The sequence below is a fragment of the Bacillus cereus group sp. Bc061 genome, assembly GCF_027715825.1.
GTDB classification, from domain to species: Bacteria; Bacillota; Bacilli; order Bacillales; family Bacillaceae_G; genus Bacillus_A; species Bacillus_A paranthracis.
The window spans coordinates 138,922-155,568 of the sequence record NZ_JAQFTZ010000004.1 but is presented as its reverse complement, the minus strand read 5'-3'; the positions used below and the strand labels follow the sequence as shown (position 1 = coordinate 155,568).

Sequence of the window (16,647 nt, the reverse complement as noted above, 5' to 3'; positions counted from 1 at the left end):
CATTTATTCCACTATTTGCGGGAAGTCATACATCACAAGGAAGGAATTCCCCCTTGTGATGGATTAGATTGCATGGAGTTCTTTTGTAACTATATTCAAACAATGAGAAAGGCGAGTATGTGTATCGGTCGTTGGAATGAGTTCTGGATATAGCTGATAAAATGTTGTAGCGTTTTTATACCATTCGCAAGCTTTTAACAGACTCGTTTTGTAATAGTCAGTCTCTTGTAGAAAACCATATTTTTTTGAATGTAAAACGAGATGTGAAAAATCTTCGCAACCTTCAAGGTATTTGTGATGTACTTGCTGTCCCGTATGAAGGCGGAAAGAACTTAAAGGTTCCGTAATATAGATTGCATCACCTTTGGAAAGTAAACTGATCCAAGAAGCCATATCCACACTACAATTATAATTTCTACCATTTAAAGTACCGAAAGGTTCTGTTAATAGGCGTTTTCGAAAGAGTACAGTCGTAGGTTCACCAATAATATTTTGCCCTAGTATAAGCATATGGTTTCCAAGATCTTTCCCATTTAATAGAGTATCTTCATCATATAATCTGTTCATGGAGGGGTGTTGTTCAATTATCTCTCCATCATCATTAATCCAAGTACGATAAGATGTAATAAGTGCGAGATTTTGATCTAAGTCTTTTTGGAAATAAAACATCATTTTTTCAATTTTATTATTATAAAATATATCATCGTCCATTAAGAAATTTATGTACTCTCCATTTGATTGTTCTAAAAGCATAAGGGCGTTATGAAATTGTCCTAAAGTAGAGGGGTTTCGAATGTACGTTATATGTTTATGCTTATGTAAATAATCTCTGTATATTAATTTTTCTGTTTCATTATTTGTGCTATCGTCTCCTACAATAATTTCAATATTTGAATACGTTTGTGCTAATGCACTTTCTAGAGCAATTTTAAAATAATGTGGCCGATTATAGGTAGGAATAAGGATGGAAACGAGAGGTACATTTTTTATGTTTTCCATATACAACTACCTTTCAGAAATTTTCTGTGTAAGAATAATATCTTGATAACTTGTGTGTTCAGTTCTGCCACACCATGAACCATAATGGGGAGGAGTCTGCATTTCTAGCCCATATTTATTTAATAGAGTACGAATATCTTCCTCAAGATAGGCAACTGCGAAATTCGGGATATCTTTATTTAGAACATAACAATTGTCAATTTGATGGTAAAAACCTAACGGACTTAGTCCTGCATTTAAGTAATAGGAAGATTCAGGATTAATTAAAAAGAAAGTAATAAAACATCTCCCATCTTTTTTCAGAACTCGTGCAATCTCGCGTACGTAATGTTCTAATTCTTTCGGAAGAAGATGGGTAAATACAGACGTTAAAAAAATAAAATCGAATGATTCATCTTCATATGGAAACTTGTATTGGGAAGCATCTTCTTTTCCATCGGGATTGTAGAATTGGTTATATATATCGACATGTTCAAAATGGAAATTGTTACGGCGTGTTGAAATGTTATTTTTGCACCATGTAATTCCTTTATTAAATAAGTCAAATCCATAATAATTACCATCATCGCTTAAATAGTTCATTAATGGAACCGCCATCCGGCCGATACCACAGCCTACATCTAACACTGTTTCATTTGATTTTAAATTGCCAATTTCAATAAAATACTGCATAAACTCTTTTCCAACTTCTTCAAAATGACCACCTACATATTGAACAAGTTCTGGAGATGGGATTAATGTGATTTTTTTCTCATTTTCGTTCAAAAAATTCACACCTTTCTTATAGTAAAGTAGGAAATTTCTACTTTATATTGAGGGGAGCTTTGCTTTTATTCATTACAAGATTGGTTTTCATGAATTAGTAGTATAATAGTACCCCTCAACTAAATATTTTTTTATTCTATTCTTTTCTCCAAAAAATACCGAAATCATCGATTTGAGTCATAGGAGTTTTTATGTTTCTTTCACTTCTGAAATCTGTTACAGCCTCTGCGCATGTTATCAGTCCATAATCATCAATAATAATAAAGCCACCTATTGAAACTTTATCGTATAAATTTACAAGACTATCCATCGTTGATTCATACATATCACCATCAAGGCGTGCAATTGCAATTTTTTCTATCGGTGCTGAAGGCAATGTATCTTTAAACCAACCCTTTAAAAATTTCACCTGATCATTTAATAAATCATATTTTCTAAAGTTTTCTTGCACTGTTTCTAAAGAAACTCGTAAGTAATCGAATGTGTGCAAATAATCACCGTAATCTTTCGGATATTGTTCTAAGTTAGGTGCGGGCAGACCTTCAAACGAATCGGCAACCCATACAGTACGATCCTTAATGTTGTTTGCTTGTAAAAACCCATTCATAAAAATGCATGATCCTCCGCGCCATACACCAGTTTCAATAAAATCACCTTCTATATTTTCCCTGACTACAGTTTCCATCGCCTCTTGTAATTGATTCATACGTTTTCGCCCAACCATACTATGTGCAGCTCTTGGCCAATCCTTGCCACCTTGACGCTCATTGTTTGAAACGTTAGGATTAACGATTTTTAAATTGTGATTTTCTATATACTGCTTAAGAAATAAAGGAAGGGGAACCGTAACTGGTTCATATGATAGTTCTTTAGAAATATGTAACGAAGCAGGTAAGTATGGTTCGTATTCCAACCATATTTCAAATAAAATTGTTTTCTTTAATAACTCGAGATAAAGCTGGACAGCCGATTTATTTTCCATATAAGTGCCTCCTGAAGAATGTCATACAACATTATGACTATGTAGAAAAGAAGGATTTAATGATTGAATTTACCAATGAAAAAGCAGTAAAACTGATATCAGTTTTACTGCTAAGTAAAAATTTAAGCGATTTTTTCAATAATAATGGATGCACTCGTACCAAGAGCTAATGATAATCCAAGCCCTGTAACAATTACTTCAACTAATGATGGAGTTGTCGTAATTTGCGTAATTGCTTGAATAACGATAGGTGCTCCAAGTGAGATTAAACTTGATCCAGTACCTGGTACAGGTACTCCATTCACTTGGATTGTAAGACCTCCTAATGCACTGACTGTTGCAGTATTAGCGATAACAGTAATTTTATAGAATCCAGTTTCACTAATTACGAAAGTATCAGCATCTAATTGAGAAATTGCTGTACCAAACTGAGATCCAACAGTATTAAATGGTAGTGGATCATTAATTCCTAGATCTAAAGAAATCCCACCGGAGTTAAATGCATATAGTCCTGCTGGAAGTCCTAGCCCGGATGGCCCAGTTGGCCCAGTCAGTCCGGTAGCACCAGTCGGCCCAGTCAGTCCGGTAGCACCAGTCGGCCCAGTCAGTCCAGTTGGTCCAGTATCTCCAGTTGGCCCAGTTAATCCAGTAGCACCAGTGTCTCCAGTTGGCCCAGTTGGTCCAGTCGTACCAGTTGTACCAGTTGGCCCAGTCGGTCCAGTAGCACCAGTTGGTCCAGTTGTACCAGTTGTACCAGTTGGCCCAGTCGGTCCAGTCGGTCCAGTTGGCCCAGTTGGCCCAGTTGGTACAGTTGGCCCAGTCGGCCCAGTTGGTCCAGTCGGTCCAGTTGGCCCAGTCGGAAGGGTAAACGGTGGTATTGGTGGTAATGTTGGTCCTACAAGATTAGGGTCAAATGCACTAGCTGATAAAGATTCATCGGGATTCAATCCATCTGAATAATTATTATTTGACATAAATTCACCTCCATAAAGCGTTCATTATATAGTAGATGCAAAACCGAAAGAAAATGACACGGACATTTGAATTATTGAAAAGAAATCTTAAACTGCTTGTGCAAGTTAAAAAAGTGGAAAGTTTATTGTATGTATAACATATGATTGATTTGGAAGAGGGTGATTATGTTGAACAAGCAAGGAATTACAATTAGTTTATGTATGATTGTTCGAGATGAGGAAGATACAATAGGTCGATGTTTAGATGCAGTCGAAAAAATTGTTGATGAAATTATTATAGTTGATACAGGTTCCATTGATCGAACGAAAGAAATTGTAGCTCAATATACCTCTAACATATATGACTTTCCATGGATTAATGATTTTGCAGCAGCAAGAAATTTTTCTTTTTCAAAAGCAACGCAAGAATATATATTGTGGCTAGATGCAGATGACGTATTATTAGAAGATGCTCAAGAAGCATTGAAACTTTTAAAAAGAGAATTAGATCCTAAAATTGATGCTGTTTCGATGCCGTATCATCTTGCATTGGATTCTAGCGGGAAACCTTTATATTGTACAAAAAGAAATCGACTTGTAAAGCGTGAAAAACAATTTCAATGGTTTGGAAAGGTTCATGAGTATTTAGCTATTTCTGGTGAAACTTTTAGTAGTAATGTTGCTATTACACATAAAAAAGAAAAAAAGGTAACAAATCGTAATTTGAAAATTTTTCAAAATGCTGTAGCTGCAGGAGAAGAATTGAGTCCGAGAGATTTATTTTATTACGCTAATGAATCTATGGATAACCAAAAATATGATGATGCAGTTATGCTATATGAAACATTTCTTAATCAAGATGAAGGATGGTATGAAGAGAAAATTTATGCATGTGGTAAGTTAGGAGATTGCTATGCAAAGCTTGGATCATGGGAAAAGGCAATTGAATCTTGCGTGAAGTCGTTTCGATATGATGTTCCTAGAGGGGAGAATTGTACAAGAATAGGATATATATATATGGAACAACAAAAATATAACGAAGCGATATTTTGGTTTAAACTTGCAACGGAAGTACCAATGGCGACGGAGAGTCCATTTCATAGTCCAGCGAGCTACACATGGCTTCCCTATTTACAAATGTGTATTTGTTATAGCAAGTTAGGAGATCAAGACAAAGCTTATTATTACAACGAATTAGCGGCTGCTTATGTTCCAAATAATGCTGCAATCGAATATAACCGCAAATATTTTCGGAGTGTTTTTGATAAACAATATAAATCGTTATAGGCAGCTTTTTTTAGAAATGGCTCATCGCGATTCTAACTCTAATAGATTGGCTATATAGTAAAGTATCGGCAATGTAACTAGTACAGGTTACATTTATAGACTTTAAATGAGATTTATATTTCAAATTCAATTTGCATAAGGAGTGTGTAAAATGAATTCCCCAAAAAATTCTTTATACGAAGAAAAGTCTGGGCATTATTATAATGCAGTGAATCCGAATTTATTAAAGCATATAAAAAAGGAATGGAAAGAAGTTCTTGATATCGGTTGCTCGAGTGGTGCATTGGGAGCTGCCATAAAAGAAAATGGCACACGTGTATCTGGAATTGAGGCATTCCCAGAGGCGGCAGAACAAGCAAAAGAAAAACTAGATCATGTCGTTTTAGGCGATATAGAAACAATGGATATGCCGTACGAGGAGGAGCAATTTGATTGCGTTATATTTGGTGACGTATTAGAGCATTTATTTGATCCTTGGGCTGTAATAGAAAAAGTAAAGCCATATATAAAAGAAAATGGTGTGATTTTAGCAAGTATACCAAACGTTGCTCACATTTCAGTATTAGCACCGTTACTTGCTGGAAATTGGACGTATACAGAATATGGTTTATTAGATAAAACGCATATTCGTTTCTTTACATTTAATGAAATGCTCCGAATGTTTTTAAAAGCAGGCTATTCAATTAGTAAAGTAGATCGTGTATATATTGATCATAAAGTGTATGAACCGTTAATTGAGGAGTTATATGGAATTTGTAAGAAATATCGTCTTGGAAGTGGCTTCATGGCTGAGACGGTCGTATTTCAGTATATTATTGAAGCAGAAAAATCACAGTTATGAGTGCTGGTGAAAAAACAATATTATTTGTTACGTGTATAAATGATCGGAAAATGTATGCACAGTGTGTACGGCATATATTGAGATTGGCAGTGCCTCCAGGATATATTGTACAATTTATGCCAATTCGGAATGCGAAAAGTATGACGAGCGGATATAATCAAGCGATTTCGCATCCAGCGAAATATAAAGTATATATACACCAAGATGTTTTCATTATGAATGTGGCATTTTTATACGGATTACTTCAATTATTTAACGAACATGAACATCTTGGAATGATTGGAATGATTGGAGCCCAGTATGTTCCTCCAAACGGGATATGGAATGAAGGCAAGGGAGTTGTTGGGAAAGTAATTGGTTATATGAACGATTTATTTTATATGGCAACGCAAGAACAACCGTACCATGAGTCAAAAACATTTATGCCTGTGGAATGTATAGACGGTTTATTGATGGCAACGCAATACGATATTCCGTGGCGAGAAGACTTGTTTGATGGGTTTGACTATTATGATGTATCTCAGTCATTTGAATTTAGAAAAGCTGGCTATACAGTTGGGGTTCCTGTACAGCGTGATGCGTGGTGCATTCACTATCATATTGATGTAAATATGACCAACTATGACAAGTATAGAAAGATATTTGTGGAGAACTATATGTCAGATGTAAATCAAGACGAATAGAGGGGCTACAAAATGAAGGATCGTACAATATTAGTTGTTGTTTGTGTAAATAATGAAGAGCTATTTGAACAATGCGAGAGACAAATAAGAAACCTTTTTGTTCCCCCTGATTATGTCGTGCAAATTTTTCCGATACGAGATGCGAAAAGTATGGCAAGCGCATATAACCGAGCGCTTTCATATCCCGCGAAGTATAAGGTTTATATACATCAGGACACTTATCTTATTAATCGAGAGATGTTTTATACACTTATTTCTCTGTTTAAAGATAATGAAAAGCTCGGCTTAATTGGAGTAGCTGGAGCCCAATTTTTACCGAGTAACGGGATATGGTGGGAAGGGAAAAATTTAGTAGGGAAAGTGATTGAGTATAGAAGACGGAATTATCAACTATTAAATTTAGATCAGGGGTTTTATGGAAGCCAATCTTTTATGTCGGTGCAGGCAATTGATGGCTTATTCATGGCAACGCAGTATGATATTCCGTGGCGAGAAGATTTGTTTCAAGGGTTCCACTTTTATGATGTATCACAGTCTTTAGAGTTTCAAAGGGCTGGTTATTTAATTGGTATCCCAAATCAATCAAATTTATGGTGTATTCATTATAACGGAGATGAATTTGATGCGGATACATATGAGAAAGATCGAAAAGTGTTTGTAGAACAGTATAAAGATATATTATCTCCATCATAAGGGAGAGATGCAGAGTGAAAGGGATTATTTTAGCAGGCGGTACTGGATCGAGGTTATACCCAATAACGAAAGTAACGAATAAACATTTGCTTCCTGTTGGACGCTATCCAATGATTTATCATGCGGTATATAAGCTAAAACAATGCGAGATTACAGATATTATGATTATTACAGGTAAAGAGCATATGGGAGATGTTGTTAGTTTTTTAGGAAGCGGTCAAGAGTTTGGCGTGTCCTTTACGTATCGTGTGCAAGATAAGGCTGGTGGAATTGCGCAAGCATTAGGGCTTTGTGAAGATTTCGTTGGGAATGATCGCATGGTAGTTATATTAGGTGATAATATTTTTTCGGATGATATTCGTCCGTATGTTGAAGAGTTTGCAAATCAAAAAGAAGGTGCGAAAGTACTGCTGCAATCTGTAGATGATCCGGAGAGATTTGGCGTAGCAAATATTCAAAGCGGCAAAATAATTGAAATTGAAGAAAAGCCGAAAGAGCCGAAAAGTTCCTATGCAGTCACAGGAATTTATTTGTATGATTCGAAAGTCTTTTCTTATATAAAAGAATTAAAACCTTCCGCAAGGGGAGAGCTTGAAATTACAGATATCAATAATTGGTATTTAAAACGTGAGGTACTTACTTATAATGAAATGAGCGGTTGGTGGACTGATGCAGGAACTCATGTTTCTCTTCAAAGGGCGAATATGTTAGCGCGGGATATAAACTTTGGTAAACAGTTTAACGGAGAATAGGTGAGAATATGGAAGTTATAGAAACAAACTTTACCGACGCAAAATTGTTAGAACCGAGGTTATTTGGAGATGAGCGTGGCTTTTTTACTGAAAGTTATAATAAGAAGGTGCTAGAAACATTAGGAGTTACGTATTCATTTGTACAGGATAATGTTTCGTATTCGACAGAAGCGGGAACGATTCGGGGGTTACACTTTCAAAAAAATCCGAAAGCACAAACGAAACTTATTCAAGTTATGCAAGGAGCAATTTATGACGTTATCGTTGATTTGCGAAAAGATTCACCAACTTTTAAACAATGGAGAGGATATATTTTAAGCGCGGATAATCATCGGCAATTATTAGTGCCAAAAGGATTTGCACATGGTTTTTGTACACTTGTCCCGCATACTATTGTTATGTATAAAGTAGATGAGTATTATAGTGCTAATCATGACTCAGGGGTACTTTGGAATGATAAAGACTTAGCAATTCCATGGCCGGTAACAAGCCCTATTTTGTCTGATAAAGATCGAATATTACCATCGCTTCAGGAATGTGAAGATAGTTTTTGAGTAGGAGAGTTGTGTATGAATATATTAGTAACAGGTGGGGCCGGATTTATTGGAAGTAATTTTGTGCATTATATGTTACAAAGCTATGAAACATATAAAATTATTAATTTCGATGCATTAACATATAGTGGAAACTTAAATAATGTAAAGTCTATTCAAGATCATCCGAATTACTATTTTGTAAAAGGTGAAATTCAAAATGGAGAGCTGCTGGAGCATGTTATTAAGGAACGTGATGTGCAAGTCATTGTCAATTTCGCAGCTGAATCACATGTGGACCGTAGTATTGAAAATCCGCTTCCTTTTTATGATACAAATGTAATTGGGACAGTCACCTTATTAGAATTAGTAAAAAAATATCCGCATATTAAACTCGTGCAAGTATCAACGGATGAGGTGTATGGCTCTTTAGGAAAAACAGGGCGATTTACCGAGGAAACCCCGTTAGCTCCAAATAGTCCATATTCTTCAAGCAAAGCGAGCGCCGATATGATAGCTTTATCTTATTATAAAACATATCAATTACCAGTTATAGTAACGCGTTGTTCCAATAACTACGGGCCGTATCAATATCCTGAAAAATTAATTCCGTTAATGGTTACGAATGCGCTCGAAGGAAAAAAATTACCGTTATATGGCGATGGATTAAATGTAAGAGATTGGTTACATGTAACGGATCATTGTCGTGCGATTGACGTTGTTTTGCATAAGGGACGTATAGGAGAAGTATATAATATAGGTGGAAATAATGAAAAAACAAATATAGATGTTGTGGAACAAATTATTACTCTCTTAGGAAAAACGGAAAAGGATATTGAATATGTGACAGATCGTTTAGGACACGACCGCCGTTATGCGATTGATGCAGAGAAAATGAAGAATGAATTTGATTGGGAACCGAAGTATACGTTTGAGCAAGGGTTACAAGAAACGGTGCAATGGTATGAGAAGAATGAGGAATGGTGGAAACCATTAAAAAAGTAAGGGGCATATAAATGAGAGAACGGATTATCATAACAGGAGCAAATGGTCAATTGGGAAAGCAACTACAAGAAGAGTTAAATCCTGAAGAATATGACATATATCCATTTGATAAAAAGTTACTAGATATAACAAATATATCCAAAGTGCAGCAAGTGGTACAAAAAATAAGGCCACATATCATTATTCATTGTGCAGCGTATACGAAGGTTGATCAAGCTGAGAAAGAACGAGATCTTGCTTATAGAATAAATGCAATAGGGGCTCGAAATGTAGCAGTTGCCTCACAATTAGTGGAGGCAAAGTTAGTTTATATTAGTACGGATTATGTATTTCAAGGTGATAGACCGGAAGGGTACGATGAATTTCATAATCCGGCGCCGATAAATATATACGGGGCTTCTAAATATGCGGGAGAGCAGTTCGTCAAAGAGTTACATAATAAATACTTTATCGTTCGTACATCATGGTTGTATGGTAAGTATGGAAATAATTTTGTGAAAACGATGATGCGATTAGGGAAAGAAAGAGAAGAAGTATCTGTTGTAGCGGATCAAATCGGTTCTCCTACGTATGTGGCGGATTTAAATGTAATGATTAATAAGCTCATCCATACTTCTTTATACGGTACGTATCATGTATCCAATAGAGGATCATGTTCTTGGTTTGAATTTGCAAAGAAAATATTTTCGTATGCGAATATGAAAGTGAATGTGTTACCTCTTTCAACCGAAGAATTTGGGGCTGCAGCAGCAAGGCCGAAATATTCTATTTTCCAACACAACATGCTGCGATTAAATGGTTTTTTACAAATGCCTTCTTGGGAAGAAGGATTAGAGCGTTTTTTTATAGAAACAAAAAGTCATTAACAATTTTCAGTTAATGACTTTTTTGTTTGCCTTTAAGAGGTTTTATGTTACTATAATTATAGTATCAGGTACTAATAACAAGTATAAGTATTTCTGGGAGGATATATCATGGAACTATTACAAGGGAAAACATTTGTTGTTATGGGCGTTGCGAACCAAAGAAGTATTGCATGGGGAATTGCTCGCTCTTTGCATAATGCAGGTGCAAAATTAATCTTCACATATGCAGGAGAACGTTTAGAGAGAAACGTTCGTGAATTAGCGGATACATTAGAAGGACAAGAGTCACTTGTATTACCTTGTGATGTAACAAATGATGAAGAACTTACAGCTTGCTTTGAAACAATCAAACAAGAAGTTGGTACAATTCACGGTGTAGCACATTGTATTGCTTTTGCAAATCGTGACGACTTAAAAGGTGAATTTGTAGATACTTCTCGCGATGGATTTTTACTTGCACAAAATATTAGTGCATTCTCTTTAACAGCTGTAGCAAGAGAAGCGAAGAAAGTAATGACAGAAGGCGGAAATATTTTAACGTTAACATATCTTGGCGGCGAGCGCGTTGTGAAAAACTATAACGTTATGGGTGTAGCAAAAGCTTCATTAGAAGCGAGCGTGAAATATTTAGCTAACGATTTAGGTCAACATGGCATTCGCGTTAACGCTATTTCTGCAGGTCCAATTCGTACGTTATCTGCAAAAGGTGTAGGCGACTTTAACTCAATCTTAAGAGAAATTGAGGAGCGCGCACCACTTCGTCGTACAACAACGCAAGAAGAAGTTGGGGATACAGCAGTATTCTTATTCAGTGATTTAGCACGCGGCGTAACAGGAGAAAACATTCACGTTGATTCAGGGTATCATATCTTAGGATAAATATAATATTAATTTTAAAGGACAATCTCTACATGTTGAGATTGTCCTTTTTATTTGTTCTTAGAAAGAACGATTTTTAACGAAAGTTCTTACCACGTTATGAATATAAGTATAATAGTACACGATTTATTCAGCTACGTATGGAAGTGGGAGGGACGAGTGTGAAGAATAAAAATAAAAGTTCAACAGTTGGAAAACCGTTGTTATATATTGCGCAAGTAAGTTTGGAACTTGCTGCACCGAAAATAAAAAGAATTATTTTAACAAACTTTGAAAATGAGGATCAAAAAGAGGAAAGTAATAGAAACGAAAATGTTGTAAGTAGTGCGGTGGAAGAGGTAATAGAAGAGCAACAAGAGCAAAAAGAGCAACAAGTAGAAGAGAAAATAGAAGAAGAAGAGGAACTGGAACAGAAACAGAAAGAACCAGTGAGAACTGTCCCGTATAATAAATCATTTAAGGATATGAATAATGAAGAGAAAATTCATTTTTTATTAAATCGCCCTCATTATATTCCGAAAGTAAGGTGCAGAATAAAAACAGCTACAGTCTCATATGTTGGATCAATCATCTCGTATCGTAATGGAATTGTAGCCATTATGCCGCCAAATAGTATGAGAGATATTAGGTTATCTATAGAGGAGATAAAATCGATTGATATGGCCGGCTTTTAAATATGTAAAGGTGGTAGAAACCTTCTACCACCTCAATAGTTTTTTAGTTTACTTCACTTATTAGATAGTAACGTCGCGTAAGCATTGAATCGCACAGAAACAGCTTAAATCAACAGTAATACAAGTAGATGTCGATACTAGTCTTGCATTTGGTACAGCTAAAAACGTACAAATTGGATCGTCAGTAGGTGGTACCGGAGTACCGTCACCTAATACTACACTTAATACACGTAGCACAGCACAGCTATCATCATCTACGCTTTCCACACGGAAAATTGGAGATCGGCAGCTAGTAAGGCTTGATGATGGTGCAAATGCTTCAAAAGGTACTCCAGCTTTTGTGTATAAAATAAAAGGACGTGTATTTGCTACTGATGCAGTATTGTGTGCACCTAAAAATGGAATTTCACAACCAGATCCACACGTTGTTGTAGAACAATCTTGTAATTCATTGATGAATTTTACAACGTCAACTACACAATGAGAAGAGCCATGGTGTTTATTTTCGTTACAACTCATTAATGTCACTCCTTATCTTCTTGTTTGTATTTACATTAATAAGATATTGGAGTCGAGGAGATTTGGTCACAATCTCAAGACCTTTTTTTTTAAATAGGCGAAAGAAGATAAGGGAAGGTGGAATTATGCTGTTTACAAGTTGGCTTTTATTTTTTATTTTCGCGTTAGCTGCTTTTAGGCTCACTCGTTTAATTGTTTATGATAAAATTACAGGCTTTTTGCGAAGACCATTTATTGATGAATTAGAAATTACAGAGCCGGATGGAAGTGTATCAACTTTTACAAAAGTAAAAGGTAAAGGATTAAGAAAGTGGGTTGGCGAATTATTAAGCTGTTATTGGTGTACAGGTGTATGGGTTAGTGCTTTTTTATTAGTCTTATATAATTGGATTCCGATCGTTGCAGAGCCGTTACTTGCATTATTAGCTATTGCAGGAGCAGCAGCAATCATTGAAACGATTACAGGATATTTTATGGGAGAATAATATATTTCCATAATACGAGAAAAAGCGGAGTTTAAAAGAATGAGGGAACGGAAATAAAGAGTTGTTCATATAGTAAATAGACAGAATTGACAGTAGAGGAGATGTTTGCTGTGAGCAATAATCCAAGGCAAAATTCATATGACCTGCAGCAATGGTATCACATGCAGCAACAACACCAAGCACAACAACAGGCATATCAAGAACAATTACAGCAACAAGGATTTGTGAAGAAAAAGGGATGTAATTGTGGAAAAAAAAAGAACACAATAAAACACTATGAAGAATGAAACACTCATGTTACTGTGAGTGTTTTTTATTATACATATAAAAAAGCGGTATTTCTGTATTAGAAATACCGCTTTTTACTAGCTAATTTGTGCAACTGTTAATGCTGCAGCACGGATGTCTACAGTTCCAATTAACTCGACTGGTACAATTTGAATTAAGTCACCAGGGTTTAAGTTAATAAGAATAACACCGCTGGATACGTCTACTTCACCAGTACCAATAACGTTAGAACGAACCGCTGTACCTGATCCAGGAATAATGTTAGCTGGTGTACCTAATGATAAGAAGAAACGACCAGCTTCTGGTGCAGTAGGTACGTTATCAAGACTAATTGTTAATGTATAACTGATTTGATAAATACCAGCTCGTAGAATTCGAATGCCATCTCCGACACTTACTGTATCATTTATTACAGGAACAGGAATATTTGGATTGGGGCTTACGCTAGGTAATAGTAGTGGTGTAAATAGTGAAGCGAACTGAGGTGCAGACGCGTTGAAAGCAAAACCGAAGGCAGGTAGTGTACTAGCTGGTTTTGCCTCGCAATCAATTTTCGTAAATTCGCAATCAGAAGAGAACATGTTTTTCACTCCTTTATCTGTTTCTACTTTCAGTTAATGAAAAGGACAGGTTCTATGTTCTAGACAAGTTCCCAATTTTAAGAAATTTACATAATAATACTCGTTAAGCATGGATTGGGTGGCAGATAATTCTGCCACCCAATCCATGCTTAACTCATTATTTAGTTTTAAATCGTAACATCACGTAAGCATTGAATAGCGCAGAAGCAACTTAAATCAACAGTAATACAAGTGTTAGTCGATATTAATCTTGCATTTGGTACAGCCAAAAACGTACAGATTGGATCGTCAGTAGGTGGTACAGGAGAGGTATCACCTAATACGACACTTAATACACGCAATACAGCACAATCATCATCATCTATACTCTCGACACGGAAAATTGGAGAGCGGCAGCTAGTAAGGCTTGCAGATGGCGCGAATGCTTCAAAAGGTACTCCAGCTTTTGTGTATAAAATAAAAGGACGCGTATTTGCTACGGATGCGCTATTATGTGCTCCTAAAAATGGAACCTCGCAACCAGATCCGCATGTTGTCGTTGCACATTCTTGTAGTTCATGTATAAAACGAACGACATTAGATACACAGTTGAAATCAAAATCATGTTGATGATCTTCGTTACAATTGCAACTCATTATGTTCACTCCTTCTCGTGAGTTCTGACATACACTATTACAATATGAACGGGATATGATTGATATTACGTTAATTATCATGATGAAAACAGGGAATTTATATAGGAGGGATGTACATAATGCAATATAAAAAAAAGACATCCTTATTGAGTGGATGTCTTTTCAGGTAAATCTTTTCGCACAGTATACAAAAAACGAGATATATCTAATTTTTTTCCTCTGAAAAATTGCGGAGAGGAAATGTATAGTTCTTCTTTTGCACGTGTAATCGCGACATAAAGCAGTCGGCGTTCTTCTTCTAAAGCCTCAGAAGTCTCTGTAACACGATCATTTGCATCTTTTAAAGAAGAAGTATGGGGCAGAATACCATCGCTCGCTCCAAGTAAAAAGACACATGGAAATTCAAGACCTTTTGCGTTATGAATAGACATAAGCGAAACAGCATCTTTTTGCGGCATTGTTTTTAATGCTTCCATTTCTTTTTGCCCTTGAATGGCTTCATCAATAAATTGTAAATAAGCTGGAATGTCGGTGAAACGATTTGCTGACTCCATTAATTCTTCTAACATTTCTTCTTGTATATCTTTATGCATCGTAAAGGAAGAACGATCGTTACTTTGTAAGTACTCTAAATACTTTCCTTTACCATGAATAATTTCTTTTAAAGCTTTTTTCGGTTCTAATTCTTTTATAAATTTAATAAAATCGATACGCTCATTTACCTTTTTCACTTGAAAAGGTTTTAAGCTAGGATTTAATAATAAGAAATGAAGAAGAGAAGGAAAACGACCTTCACCATATTTCCATTGTTCACGTTCAATAAATGAAATACAATCATCACGCCCGATATACATCGTTGGCAATATGTTTGAAAGTGATTCCAATCGAAATGGTTCAATTACGAGTCGTAAATGATCCAATACAGGCTTAATTAACGAATGTTCATAAAATGACTGACTCGCACCATGTTTAATGAACGGGATTTTATGAATGGTAAGCTGATCAAGTAACGAACGACTGACGGAATGTGTGCGATATAGTAAACAAAAATCTTTATAGTTTCGTTCACCGCTATCTACCTTTTCTTGAATGAGCTGCAAAATTTGATTTGCTTCATCAAGAGTCGTAGCCGGTCTTGCGTAAAAAGGTTGTACACCTTCTTCACGAACAGAATATAGCTCTTTATCAAACCGTTCTTGATTTAGTTTGATAACTTCATTTCCAAGTCCGACAATAAAAGGATTGGATCGATAATTCGTATTAAGGGCGATAATCGTAGTGTTATCAAATTCTTTTGGAAAAGATAAAATAATTTGGTGACTTGCTCCTCGCCAACCGTATATCGCTTGATCGTCATCACCTGCGATAAATAAATTATTTCTTGGCGAAGCTAACAATTTTACAATTTCATATTGAGCATACGATGTATCTTGGAACTCATCTACTTCAATATAGTGGAAACGTTGTTGTAATTGGGTAAGCAAAGGAGCGTTATTTTCTAACATATAATATGTTTCTAATAAGATGTCATCGAAATCAATATAATTATATCGTTGTTTCACTTCTTCAAAACGCTCGTATACTTCTTTAAATTCTTGTTCAACGGGTGTTTTTGCTTTTACATCTTTCGGACGATTTAATTTGTTTTTCTCAAGTGAAATCATCGCGAGCATCGTTTCAGCATCATAATCGTCTTTTAAACGCAATTCTTTTAAAATTTTCTTTATCATAATTTGTTTATGTTTTTCGTTTGCTAAAATTTGCTGATTATATCCTTGACTACGAAGCAATTTTAAAAAGACAGAGTGGAATGTACCGGCAACAACGTAGCTACTTGCCGCATGATTCATACCCGGTAAATTCGCTACACGATTTCGGATTTCTTCAGCCGCTTTTTGTGTAAATGTAAGTAATAAAATATTTCGCGGATGAACTTGTTTTACATTTACTAAATAACCGACGCGAGTTGTTAAAACAGATGTTTTCCCGCTTCCAGCACCAGCCAGTGTAAGAACAGGGCCTTCTGTCGTTCGTACAGCCTCTAATTGTTTTTCGTTTAAAAATACATTTTGCTGTTCGAGAGCGCGGAAATACGCCGCATCTGCATCTTCTTCCATAATTAAATGGGTAGATGTTTTCGGAATATGATATGTTGCACGTGGGATATCAGCGTGCGTTAATGATTTTTGTGAAAATTTTTCTTGTGTCATATATTCACCTTCAAAAC

At 35.8% G+C, this 16,647-nt stretch carries 20 protein-coding genes; 12 read left to right on the top strand and 8 right to left on the bottom strand.

The window, feature by feature from the left end; all coding sequences use genetic code 11:
• Positions 1-63: 63 nt before the first annotated feature.
• From PDQ40_RS17005 to PDQ40_RS16990, 4 genes are all read right to left on the bottom strand, one after another.
• Positions 64-999 carry a glycosyltransferase family 2 protein gene (locus PDQ40_RS17005; protein WP_000427737.1) on the bottom strand — a complete coding sequence of 312 codons (936 nt, stop codon included), beginning with the start codon at positions 997-999 and terminating at the stop codon, positions 64-66.
• 6 nt (positions 1,000-1,005) lie between these two features.
• Positions 1,006-1,764, bottom strand: coding sequence for a class I SAM-dependent methyltransferase (locus PDQ40_RS17000; protein WP_214328687.1), 759 nt, complete (start codon positions 1,762-1,764; stop codon positions 1,006-1,008).
• Positions 1,765-1,900: 136 nt separating this feature from the next.
• Positions 1,901-2,746, bottom strand: coding sequence for a TylF/MycF family methyltransferase (locus PDQ40_RS16995; RefSeq protein ID WP_000428847.1), 846 nt, complete (start codon positions 2,744-2,746; stop codon positions 1,901-1,903).
• A 122-nt stretch (positions 2,747-2,868) separates the two neighbouring features.
• Positions 2,869-3,720 carry a BclA C-terminal domain-containing protein gene (locus PDQ40_RS16990; protein ID WP_048557233.1) on the bottom strand — a complete coding sequence of 284 codons (852 nt, stop codon included), beginning with the start codon at positions 3,718-3,720 and terminating at the stop codon, positions 2,869-2,871.
• 165 nt (positions 3,721-3,885) lie between these two features.
• Here PDQ40_RS16990 and PDQ40_RS16985 point away from each other — a divergent pair, with 165 nt between their 5' ends.
• The 10 genes from PDQ40_RS16985 (at position 3,886) to PDQ40_RS16940 (ending at position 11,912) form a co-directional block, all read left to right on the top strand.
• Positions 3,886-4,986 (top strand): glycosyltransferase, encoded by a 1,101-nt coding sequence (locus tag PDQ40_RS16985; RefSeq protein ID WP_000932900.1) that lies wholly within the window; start codon positions 3,886-3,888, stop codon positions 4,984-4,986.
• Positions 4,987-5,137: 151 nt separating this feature from the next.
• Entirely contained in the window at positions 5,138-5,827 is a 690-nt protein-coding gene (locus PDQ40_RS16980; protein WP_001087862.1) for a class I SAM-dependent methyltransferase, read from the top strand.
• On the top strand, positions 5,824-6,510 hold the full coding sequence (locus tag PDQ40_RS16975; RefSeq protein WP_001272381.1) for a glycosyltransferase family protein: 687 nt from the start codon (positions 5,824-5,826) through the stop codon (positions 6,508-6,510). Before PDQ40_RS16980 ends, PDQ40_RS16975 begins: the two co-directional genes overlap by 4 nt.
• Positions 6,511-6,522: 12 nt before the next feature.
• A complete protein-coding gene (locus PDQ40_RS16970) occupies positions 6,523-7,203 on the top strand; it encodes a glycosyltransferase family protein (protein ID WP_000654997.1) in 681 nt (226 codons plus the stop codon).
• Positions 7,204-7,217: 14 nt separating this feature from the next.
• Positions 7,218-7,955 carry a sugar phosphate nucleotidyltransferase gene (locus PDQ40_RS16965; RefSeq protein WP_270691531.1) on the top strand — a complete coding sequence of 246 codons (738 nt, stop codon included), beginning with the start codon at positions 7,218-7,220 and terminating at the stop codon, positions 7,953-7,955.
• An 8-nt stretch (positions 7,956-7,963) separates the two neighbouring features.
• A complete protein-coding gene (gene rfbC / locus PDQ40_RS16960) occupies positions 7,964-8,509 on the top strand; it encodes a dTDP-4-dehydrorhamnose 3,5-epimerase (RefSeq protein ID WP_000451992.1) in 546 nt (181 codons plus the stop codon).
• Between the two features lie 15 nt (positions 8,510-8,524).
• Positions 8,525-9,493, top strand: a complete 969-nt coding sequence (gene rfbB, locus PDQ40_RS16955) for a dTDP-glucose 4,6-dehydratase (protein ID WP_001024147.1) — start codon at positions 8,525-8,527, stop codon at positions 9,491-9,493.
• Between the two features lie 11 nt (positions 9,494-9,504).
• Positions 9,505-10,359 carry a dTDP-4-dehydrorhamnose reductase gene (gene rfbD, locus PDQ40_RS16950; protein ID WP_001209176.1) on the top strand — a complete coding sequence of 285 codons (855 nt, stop codon included), beginning with the start codon at positions 9,505-9,507 and terminating at the stop codon, positions 10,357-10,359.
• A 108-nt stretch (positions 10,360-10,467) separates the two neighbouring features.
• On the top strand, positions 10,468-11,238 hold the full coding sequence (gene fabI / locus PDQ40_RS16945; protein ID WP_000421886.1) for an enoyl-ACP reductase FabI: 771 nt from the start codon (positions 10,468-10,470) through the stop codon (positions 11,236-11,238).
• A gap of 140 nt (positions 11,239-11,378) precedes the next feature.
• Positions 11,379-11,912, top strand: a complete 534-nt coding sequence (locus PDQ40_RS16940; protein ID WP_074532198.1) for a spore coat CotO family protein — start codon at positions 11,379-11,381, stop codon at positions 11,910-11,912.
• A 60-nt stretch (positions 11,913-11,972) separates the two neighbouring features.
• On the opposite strand, the gene exsY is transcribed toward PDQ40_RS16940, so the two are convergent.
• Positions 11,973-12,431 (bottom strand): exosporium assembly protein ExsY, encoded by a 459-nt coding sequence (exsY, locus tag PDQ40_RS16935; RefSeq protein ID WP_001277736.1) that lies wholly within the window; start codon positions 12,429-12,431, stop codon positions 11,973-11,975.
• Between the two features lie 125 nt (positions 12,432-12,556).
• On the opposite strand from exsY, the gene PDQ40_RS16930 reads away from it, so the two are divergent.
• Together PDQ40_RS16930 and PDQ40_RS16925 are read left to right on the top strand one after the other, a co-directional pair.
• Positions 12,557-12,916 carry a DUF1360 domain-containing protein gene (locus tag PDQ40_RS16930; RefSeq protein WP_000899670.1) on the top strand — a complete coding sequence of 120 codons (360 nt, stop codon included), beginning with the start codon at positions 12,557-12,559 and terminating at the stop codon, positions 12,914-12,916.
• A 101-nt stretch (positions 12,917-13,017) separates the two neighbouring features.
• Positions 13,018-13,203 carry a hypothetical protein gene (locus PDQ40_RS16925; protein WP_011181560.1) on the top strand — a complete coding sequence of 62 codons (186 nt, stop codon included), beginning with the start codon at positions 13,018-13,020 and terminating at the stop codon, positions 13,201-13,203.
• A gap of 78 nt (positions 13,204-13,281) precedes the next feature.
• Here PDQ40_RS16925 and exsF read toward each other — a convergent pair whose 3' ends face one another.
• From exsF to PDQ40_RS16910, 3 genes are all read right to left on the bottom strand, one after another.
• Complete coding sequence (gene exsF / locus PDQ40_RS16920) at positions 13,282-13,785, bottom strand: exosporium protein ExsF (protein WP_000492931.1); 504 nt, start codon at positions 13,783-13,785, stop codon at positions 13,282-13,284.
• 167 nt (positions 13,786-13,952) lie between these two features.
• Positions 13,953-14,420, bottom strand: a complete 468-nt coding sequence (gene cotY, locus PDQ40_RS16915; RefSeq protein WP_001277716.1) for a spore coat protein CotY — start codon at positions 14,418-14,420, stop codon at positions 13,953-13,955.
• 143 nt (positions 14,421-14,563) lie between these two features.
• Positions 14,564-16,630 carry an ATP-dependent helicase gene (locus tag PDQ40_RS16910; RefSeq protein ID WP_270691530.1) on the bottom strand — a complete coding sequence of 689 codons (2,067 nt, stop codon included), beginning with the start codon at positions 16,628-16,630 and terminating at the stop codon, positions 14,564-14,566.
• Between the last annotated feature and the right edge of the window lie 17 nt (positions 16,631-16,647).